This is a genomic window from Streptomyces sp. NPDC048142 (assembly GCF_043202835.1).
Classification (GTDB): Bacteria; Actinomycetota; Actinomycetes; order Streptomycetales; family Streptomycetaceae; genus Streptomyces.
On the sequence record NZ_JBIDBC010000086.1, the window covers coordinates 1 to 1,451 of the forward strand.

At 68.5% G+C, this 1,451-nt stretch carries 1 protein-coding gene; it reads left to right on the top strand.

Features of this window, described 5'->3' with window-relative positions; all coding sequences use genetic code 11:
- Positions 1-236: 236 nt before the first annotated feature.
- A complete protein-coding gene (locus tag ACGF2Y_RS36630) occupies positions 237-1,433 on the top strand; it encodes an IS110 family transposase (protein ID WP_392956429.1) in 1,197 nt (398 codons plus the stop codon).
- Positions 1,434-1,451: the final 18 nt, after the last annotated feature.

Consider the following 1,451-nt stretch of genomic DNA (forward strand, 5'->3'; position numbering starts at 1 on the left):
CAGGCGGCTCTACCTTCTTGAGCGGGTTGATCGAGCCATTCGTAGGGTTGGGTCGCCCAGGGGTGCTGGGTGTGGCTATCAGGCGGCTGCCGTCTCGTGGCTCTCGACGCTTCGCCGCCCGGCACCCCACGACGACTCGGCCGCCGATTAGGAAGTGCGAACAAGTCGCTGAGTAGAGCAATGCCGGCGAGGTCGTCCGTGGTACGAACTGAACGAACACGTACGTCAGGAGCACGATGAGCCGGATATGGGCGGGGATCGACAGTGGCAAGGGCCACCATCACGGCCTCGCGCTGGATGCCGACGGCAAGACGCTGTTGTCGCGGCGGGTCGCCAACGACGAGCCCGAGCTGCTGAAGCTGATCGGTGACGTCCTCGGTCTGACCGACGGCCATGAGGTCACCTGGGCCATCGACATGACCGGCGGTGAGCCCGCCCTGCTGCTGGCCCTGCTGGTCAGCCACGGCCAGGAGGTCCTCTACATCCCCGGCCGGCTGGTGAACCGGGCATCCGACGGCTACCGCGGCGAGGGCAAGACCGACGCCCGCGACGCCTACGTGATCGCCGACCAGGCCAGGATGCGCCGTGACCTGCGGCCCATCCGCCCCGGCGACGAGGCCGCCATCGAACTGCGGCTGCTGACCGGACGCCGCACCGACCTGGTCGAGGACCGCACCCGCTCGGTGAACCGCCTGCGCGGCACCCTGATGGGCATGTTCCCGGCCCTGGAACGGGCCCTGGACGTGACCAACACCGGCCCGCTCAAACTGCTGACGGGCTACCAGACCCCGGCCGCGATCCGCCGCGCCGGGGCCACTCGGCTGACCAAGTGGCTGGCCAACCGCAAGGTCCGCAACGCAAGATCCCTGGCCGAAACCGTGGTCGGGGCCGCCGAGCGCCAGCACACCTGCGTCCCCGGGGAGAAGACCATCGCCAAGCTGGTCCACACCCTGGCCGAGGAGGTGATGACCCTCAACGAGCAGATCTCCGAGATGGACAAGCTCATCGAGGGCCGGTTTCGCGAGCACGGACTCGCCGACATAGTCCAGAGCGTCCCCGGCATCGGCGCGGTCCTCGGTGCCGAGTTCATCGCCGCTGTCGGCGGCGGCCTGGACGACTTCGACTCCCCGGACGCCCTGGCGGCCTTCGCCGGCGTCGCCCCCGCGCCTCGCGACTCGGGCAAGGTCAGCGGCAACCTCCACCGGCCGCTCACCTACCACCGAAGACTCCAGCGCGTCTTCTACACCTCCGCACTCGTCAGCATCCGCTGTGACCCGAACTCGCGGAAGTTCTACGACCGCAAACGCGCCGAAGGGAAGAAGCACGTCCAGGCCGTGCTTGCCCTCGCCCGCCGACGCGTCAACGTCTTGTGGGCCCTGATCCGTGACCGACGGTGCTACGAGGTCACACCGCCCGTGACCGCAGCCGCTTGACAACAACATTAGGAAGCG